The sequence below is a fragment of the Paenibacillus sp. ATY16 genome (assembly GCF_003399985.2).
GTDB lineage: Bacteria > Bacillota > Bacilli > Paenibacillales > Paenibacillaceae > Pristimantibacillus > Pristimantibacillus glycanilyticus.
The window spans coordinates 163,794-171,076 of sequence record NZ_NMOK02000016.1 but is presented as its reverse complement, the minus strand read 5'-3'; the positions used below and the strand labels follow the sequence as shown (position 1 = coordinate 171,076).

General features: G+C 52.2%; 5 protein-coding genes. 2 read left to right on the top strand and 3 right to left on the bottom strand.

The features are described from left to right. Positions 1-243 precede the first annotated feature (243 nt). The 3 genes from CFI03_RS10945 to CFI03_RS10935 all read right to left on the bottom strand — a co-directional run bounded on the left by CFI03_RS10945 (position 244) and on the right by CFI03_RS10935 (position 3,541). Positions 244-951: a DUF7002 family protein gene (locus CFI03_RS10945; protein ID WP_248757428.1), complete on the bottom strand. Its 708-nt coding sequence runs from the start codon at positions 949-951 to the stop codon at positions 244-246. A gap of 456 nt (positions 952-1,407) precedes the next feature. Beyond that, positions 1,408-2,277 (bottom strand): aldose epimerase family protein, encoded by an 870-nt coding sequence (locus tag CFI03_RS10940; protein ID WP_248757427.1) that lies wholly within the window; start codon positions 2,275-2,277, stop codon positions 1,408-1,410. 85 nt (positions 2,278-2,362) lie between these two features. Beyond that, positions 2,363-3,541: a peptidylprolyl isomerase gene (locus tag CFI03_RS10935; protein WP_248757426.1), complete on the bottom strand. Its 1,179-nt coding sequence runs from the start codon at positions 3,539-3,541 to the stop codon at positions 2,363-2,365. A gap of 204 nt (positions 3,542-3,745) precedes the next feature. Between CFI03_RS10935 and CFI03_RS10930 the strand changes: the two genes are divergently transcribed. Both CFI03_RS10930 and CFI03_RS10925 read left to right on the top strand, forming a co-directional pair. Further along, positions 3,746-5,797 (top strand): bifunctional diguanylate cyclase/phosphodiesterase, encoded by a 2,052-nt coding sequence (locus CFI03_RS10930; protein ID WP_248757425.1) that lies wholly within the window; start codon positions 3,746-3,748, stop codon positions 5,795-5,797. A gap of 25 nt (positions 5,798-5,822) precedes the next feature. Continuing rightward, positions 5,823-7,232, top strand: a complete 1,410-nt coding sequence (locus tag CFI03_RS10925; RefSeq protein WP_248757424.1) for an HD-GYP domain-containing protein — start codon at positions 5,823-5,825, stop codon at positions 7,230-7,232. Positions 7,233-7,283 lie beyond the last annotated feature (51 nt).

Below are 7,283 nucleotides of genomic sequence, written 5' to 3'. Positions count from 1 at the left end.
GAATATAACCGAATTCGTATTCACTCTACGCTTGGCTACAAATCCCCAGTTTCATTCGAAAAACTGTACTACCAGCAGCTCCAAGTTTCATAAATAAGTGTCTACTTAATTGACAGAAGACCAGAATGAGCCGATATTGCTTAGATAAGCCGATTTTACTGTAGCCAATCCAATGTAGCCCGAGCGATGGCCCGATAACATCCCATTTTGTTGGATGAACTCCAATGTAGCTCGCACGCTAAGTTAAACTTCTGTTTCATTAATGGGGAGCAGGTGGTCGAGGGGCTGGTAATTTGGCAGCCATGCCGGAGGCACATGCTCTTGGGTCGGTGCGTAAACGGACCTGAGCAGCCGGGTAATGGAGTGTGCCTGCTCTTCGATAAGAATTTCCTTGATCTCCGAAGGCTTGACGGGGACCGCATGATCCGTTCTGCGTCCAAAATCCGCGAGGGATACGAACATCGCCGGACTCTTCCGGTAGTTGCAGCTCTTCGGAAAACGCGGCGAGCTGCCTGAGTCGTATTTGGACAACCGGACAGACTCCTTGTGCGCGAGGAGCAGCTCGCTTGCCTCGAATTCGAGTACGGCAAATGCTTCGTCTGGTTCTCGCCGCATGTATGTCGTCAGCATCTTGAGGCAATCCCTTTTGGTTGGCCAGAAGAAGATATGCTTGTCTATAAAGTTGCGGAACTCTTCAACCGAGCAGCCCGCTTCCATCATAGCCTCGGGTATGCGAAGATGCGAATTAACCGTAATCGAAGCTCCCTCGTACGATACCTCTTCTCTCGAGGTCCGTCGCTCGCCAGTTGATTCCGGCAGCAGATGTTGACTCGACCAGATCGAGTCGAAATGGGCGATCCCCCGCAAATTACTTGCCCGCGTAAAATGATAAGCCGACCTTCTGCCGCTTGCTTTCGTAATAAGCGCGATCGTTTCCTCTATATCGTTCATGAGCGCCACCTTCTGTTTGAACCATTCTCACGTATTATGAGGCAGAAACGCTCCTGTGTATACCACTTGGCGAGGAGGAGGCATTCCCATGAAGAGAAGGGCTTAACGATGATGGCATCGTTCGTTAAGCCCAGGGAAACGTCCGCAAACGGCGGAACTTAGGCGCGACGGGCCACCTTAACGATGCGCGACATAGTTAAGGTGTCAAAAAAGTAACCTTGTTAGTCCCTTAACGATGCGGCGCATCGTTAAGCAAGGGGAAAATGCCCGCAATTGGCGAAAAAGAGGCGAAACAAGCAAGCTAAACGATGCGCGACATCGTTAAGCTGGAAAAAAAGTAACCTTGCTAGTCCCTTAACGATGCGGCGCATCGTTAAGCCCGGGAAAACGCCGTAAACCGCGCCGAGTGCCCGCCGAACATAAAAAGGCCTTCCCTGAGGGAAGGCCTTCCAAATGTTATCGTTCGCAGCTGATCGTCAGGTTGGCGTTTACCGCCTCGCCGGATTCGAGCATTACGAGCTCTTCCTGGCGGTTCAGTTCGCCGGTCATAGCCATCCATGGCTCGACGCAGACGAATGGCTTGTCCTGCACGGACCACACTTGGACGTATTTGAAAATATCGTCATACGTCATGCGCACGCGAGCGCCACCGCTGACCGGGAACGCGATCTCGCGCTTCTTGGCGCCAAGCAGGGTAACGGATTCCACCATGCCGTCCAGATCCAGCTCGCCGGTGTAAGGCTTCTCAACCATGTCGTTGTAGTCGAGGTAGGTAGTCGCATCGGTCTCGTACGGAAGTTTTTTCGAATCGGCATTGAAGTAAGGGTGGAAGCCGGCGTAGAAAGGCATCGCTTCGCCTTCCGTCAGGTTGCGGTATTGCTGGCGGATATGAAGCTCGCCATTCACCAGCGCATATGTGAAGCTCACTTCGAAATCAAACGGGAAGCTTTGCTTGGTCTCTTCATTACTGCGAAGAACAATGGTAATCGAAGCCTCGCCATCGGTATTGGTGCCGGCAACTTCCCATACGGAGGTGCGGGCTACGCCGTGGTTAGCCATCTCGTACGATTGGCCGTTCCAAGTATAGGTTTTGTTCTCGAGCTGTCCGCAGATCGGGAACAGGATCGGATTGCCGCCGCGGATGTTCGCAGTGGGATGCTCGAACGTTGCTTTGTCCAGGTAGAATACTTCAAGTCCGTTCAGCTGGCAGCCGATAACGATGCCGCCGCGCTCCGGACATACCCGAATGCGGGACGAAGTGCTCTCCTCGATTAGTTCGTAAATCTTAAACGTGTCGGTATAGCTGTTCACTTGAAACTGGCTCATATGGCCCTCCTAAGGATCTGTTTTTCTAAAATCATCATACCATAAATAAGCAAAAAGGCTGTCCTTAAGGGGACAGCCTTTCGATTTATTTCGCTGCGTTAGTCGAAGCGTTGCCAGCCGCCGCACTTGCCTCAGGGCTTGCTGCCGCGCTTGCCGCCGGGGACTCTTCAGCCGCAGCGGGATCAAGCGTATTCGTGATTTTTGCTTTAGCTTTCAGGTCCGCCATCCAGTTGGAGGACAGCTCGCTTACTTTTTGCGTAACCAGCTGGTACTTGATGTCTTCTTTCTTCTCTTCCAGCGTAGGCGTTACAGCTGCTTTCTCATCGGTTTTCTTGATGATGTGGTAGCCGTAGCTTGTCTGAACAATGCCGCTCAGCTCGCCTTTTTTCAGCTTGAATGCCGCGTCTTCGAAAGCGGGCTCCATGGAGCCTTTCCCGAAGAAGTTCAGGTCGCCGCCGTTGTCTTTCGTGCCTGTATCCGTCGATTTCTCTTTCGCCAGAGTCGCGAAGTCTGCGCCGGCTTTCAACTGCTTCAAGATATCTTCCGCTTCTTCCTTCGTAGCTACGAGGATATGCGAAGCGCGGATTTGCTCAGGCGTCGACATGGATGCTTTGTTCTGGTCGTAGTAAGCTTTAATGTCTTCGTCCGTTACTTTAACTTGCGGCTCAAGAATTTTGCGGATTTTCACTTGAACTTCCGCATCTTGACGCAGGCTGTCAACGGTCATGCCGTATTGCGCCAGCGTTTGGTTGAACTCGTCCTCGGAACCGAACGATTTCTTCAGGTTCTCGATTTCTTTGTCTACGTCTGCTTCGGTAACCGTTACTTTCGCGTCTTCCGCTGCTTGGTCGATCAGCTCTTGCGTGATCATGTTGTCCAGCGTCGACTTGCCGCCTTGCTCCACGAGGGAATCATACAGCTTGTCCTTCGAAATTTTAACACCGTTAACCGTTGCAACCGCTTTGTCGCCCGCGCCAAACGGTGGTTTAATCAGAACGATAATAAGCACGATGGCGAGAATCGCGGAAACGGCGATCCAAGCTTTGCCGCCGCTGCGGCCGCCCGCTGCTTGTGCCGGAGTCTCGGAAGTAGGAGCTTGCTTGCGCTCTTCCTCTTCGACCTCTTCGTCTTTCTCGTCTTGAAGGGCATCTACGGCTTGATCGTCTTTGTTGTCATCCTCATAGACGTATTGTTGATTCTCTTGCTCCGCAGCCGTGTCGAGTTCCTCATTTTCTCTTTTGTGCTGCGAGTCCTTGTTTTCCATTGTTAATAAACTCCCTTCAACAAAAAGGCACTATTTTTACAATCTTCACCTACTATAACAAAACAATCGTCCAAAAACCTTAATTCTAAATAAAAATATGTTGCATTCCGTCGCTTTTCGTATAATGGTATATGTATACAAAAATATTAGACTTTAGTCACATCAGACATGTCCGGAGAACTAGTCTCGGAAGGTGGGGGACGTTTGGTCACATTACACGGAGAGTATAACGGCTGGGTTATTCTTCTCTCATTCATCATCGCGTTATTCGTTTCGTACTCTGCCTTGAATCTGGTGTACAAAATCTCGCAGTCCAAAGGAAAGGTGCAGCTGGGCTGGATGCTCGCAGGCGCCTTTGTCATGGGCAGCGGGGTGTGGACCATGCATTTTATCGGGATGATGGCGTTTCATATCGGTATTCCCATTGCCTATAACGTACCCGTTACCCTATTGTCGATTACCGCAAGCATTTGCGCTTCCTACGTCGCCTTCTATTTAACGCTGGCAAAAGAAATTAACCGCCTTAAGCTCCTCGGGGGCGGCTTTATCATGGGGGCGGGAATCGTCGCCATGCATTACACGGGAATGGCCTCCATGCATTCTCCCACAATGTCTATACAATATAACCCAATTATAGTCATATTATCCGCCGTGATCGCCATCTTGGCCTCCTGCGCGGCTCTGTATTTCTTTATCAATTTCAGGGACGGCAGCAAGGCTGCGTGGTCCAAATGGGCGGCGGCTTCGTTAATGGGGCTGGCGGTATGCGGAATGCATTACACCGGAATGGGAGCCGCGTCCTTCTGGTGCGGTGAACCGGCTGCTTCTTCATTAACGGAAGATATCCCGATTAATCTGTTTCTTCTAATAAGCGTCACTTTGGTTACTCTCCTGATTATGCTCGTTACCTGGATTGCCATTTATTTGGATCGTACCGTGCTTGAACGCATGGCCTACAGCGATCCGTTGACCGGACTTTCGAACCGCCATGCGATGAATCGGTATTTCGATCAAAAGCTGGATAAAGCCCGTACGTACGGTTTGCTCTTCCTTGATCTCGATCAGTTCAAAATCATTAATGACACGTTGGGCCATGACGTCGGCGATTTGCTTGTACAGGCTGTGGCCAAGCGGCTTCGTTCCCATGTGAGCGAAGGGGCCCAAACCTTCCGCCTTGGCGGCGACGAATTCTTGTTGGTGACAAGAGGGATGGAGCCTTACGAGGTGGAGCAGCTCGCCAGTCGGATTTTGGAGGACATCCGCAAGCCTTATCTTCTAGAGGGCAATGAACTATATGTCACTGGCAGTATCGGAATCAGCTTGTCTCCGCAGCACGGGAATGAGAGATCGTCGCTCCTGATTGCGGCGGATACCGCGATGTACCAGGCGAAGCGCAGGGGCAAGAACCAATACTGCCTCTACGACGAGCAGATGGAGCGGGAGCTGCTGCGCCGGATGGAGCTGGAGAAGGATCTCCGGCTCGCCTTGCCGAGAGAGCAGTTCGTTGTTCATTATCAGCCCAAGTGGGATGCGGCGGCTAACCGGGCGATCGGCGTAGAAGCGCTCCTGCGCTGGAATCATCCTTTTCTAGGCCGGATTCCTCCGGAGGAATTTATCCCGATCGCGGAGGAGACGGGACTTATCGTTCCGATTACCCGCTGGGTGCTGGGACAAGCCTGCCGGGACTGCTTCGAATGGAATGAAGGCAGAGCGGAACCGCTAAGCGTCTCGGTTAACATGTCCGTCAGCGTGTTCGACAGCAAAAATCTCGAGGATATGGTCATCTCGGCGCTTCTGCATTCCGGACTGGATGCCCGTCTCCTGGAGCTGGAAATTACGGAGACCATTGTAATGCACAATGTCGAGGATGTTATCGAGCAATTGAAGACCATCCGGGAGATGGGCGTTCAGATTTCAATGGATGACTTTGGGGCGGGTTATTCCGCGCTTGGCTCCATCGATCTGATTCCTTTCCAGACGTTAAAGATAGATAAGCTGTACATGCAGCAGAGCGATTCGCCTTCGAAGCGCGCCATTATCCAGACGATTATTATTTTGGCCAAGCAGCTTAATCTGGAGGTAATCGCCGAAGGGGTCGAAACGGAACAGCAAATTGCGTTTCTGCAGTCCGCGGGCTGCAGCATGATGCAGGGCTATTATTTCAGCAAGCCGATGTCGCGCGCTGATCTTGATCTTTGGTTACAGCAGTCGATGGTTATTGATAGAAGTCAAACGTCGCAGAGCTTGATCGGATAACGCATGCCAAGGAGGGCGTCAGATTTTGAACAGTCAGGCGAAAATCTATCTGTATCTTCTTTTATCGCTCGCAGTGCCGCTTATCGTATTTATGGTCCTTCATATGAATCCCGAATGGGATTACCATCTGCATTCTCCTAACGTGCATTTCTACGTGGTTAGCATAGTGTCCGGATTGGCCTTTGCTCTTGCTGTAGCGGTTGGCGTAGCAGCCATCCGGCTTCGAAATTTGAAAATCAGCTTTCTATCGTTGTCCTTCGTCTCATTGGCGGCGTTATTCCTTGTTCATGGGTTATCGACTCCAAGAGAGGCGTATCACACTGCGGCGCTGCCAAGCAATTCGGCTCAAATGAGCATACTGCTGGCGGTGATGTGGCTATGGCTGTCGTCGATGTCCTCGGACCGCCGCGTTATCAGCTGGCTGTCGGCGCATCAGCGCTGGCTGCTCCCGATCTGGACGGTATCGATCGCCGTGATTTGCGCGCTGCTGTGGCTTTTCTCCGACCAAATGTCCTGGCTTCAGATGAAGCAGGGTCCCATCAAATGGACGGCAACCTTGCTTATTGTCGGGTTAAACGGCTGGACGATGTACCGGTATCTGGAGACGTATCTGTCTACAAGATTTCCGCTGCAGCTGGCGATCGTATACAGCTCGGGCTGGATGATTGCCGCTCAGCTCATTAACGTAACGGGCAAAATGTGGATGTTAAGCTGGTGGATCTACCACTTGCTGCTGCTGGCTTCCATCAGCGCCATGATTGTCGGCATTTATTATCAGTACCGCAGCTCCGGCTCCTATACGAAGTCGCTGAAGCAGCTGTTCCAGAACGATCCGAAAGAATGGATTCATGCCTACATGTCGCCGGCGGTTCGCGAGCTGATCCGGACGACGGAAACGCGCGACGCGTATACAGCGGGCCATAATTACCGGGTTGCGCTCTACGCGATACAGCTCGGAGAAGAGCTTGGGCTGAATCCCGACCAGCTTCGGGCTATTGCGCAGGGCGGCATCGTGCATGATATCGGGAAGCTGATCGTTCCGGACAACATCCTGAACAAGCCGGGAAAGCTGACGCCGGAGGAGCGGGAGGTAATCGAAAAACATCCGGTGACCGGGTTCAATCTGTGCCGTCGGTTAGGCTTTATGCAGGAGGAGCTGGCCGTCATCCGTTCCCATCACGAGCGTTGGGACGGAAGCGGCTATCCGGATGCGCTAAGCGGGGACAACATTCCGCTTCTGGCCCGCGTAACGGCTGTTGCGGATGTGTACGATGCCTTAACGTCCTCCCGTTCTTACCGGGCAGCGTTGTCGCATGAAGAAGCGATGGCGATTATTTTGAAGGAGCGGGGAAAGCATTTCGACCCGTTATGCGTGGATGCGCTGATTCGGATCGCGGGCGAGAAGGGCTGGGCCTTTAAAGCTTCGGCAAGCTAATGGTCTGGCGGAAGCCTTAGGCGTATAGCCCTGGTTTATTTCCATAGGCCG

Excerpts from the sequence above, each read along its gene's own strand:
- CFI03_RS10935 (WP_248757426.1), bottom strand. The coding sequence starts at position 3,541 with ATGGAAAACAAGGACTCGCAGCACAAAAGAGAAAATGAGGAACTCGAC.
- CFI03_RS10940 (WP_248757427.1), bottom strand. The coding sequence starts at position 2,277 with ATGAGCCAGTTTCAAGTGAACAGCTATACCGACACGTTTAAGATTTAC.
- CFI03_RS10945 (WP_248757428.1), bottom strand. The coding sequence starts at position 951 with ATGAACGATATAGAGGAAACGATCGCGCTTATTACGAAAGCAAGCGGC.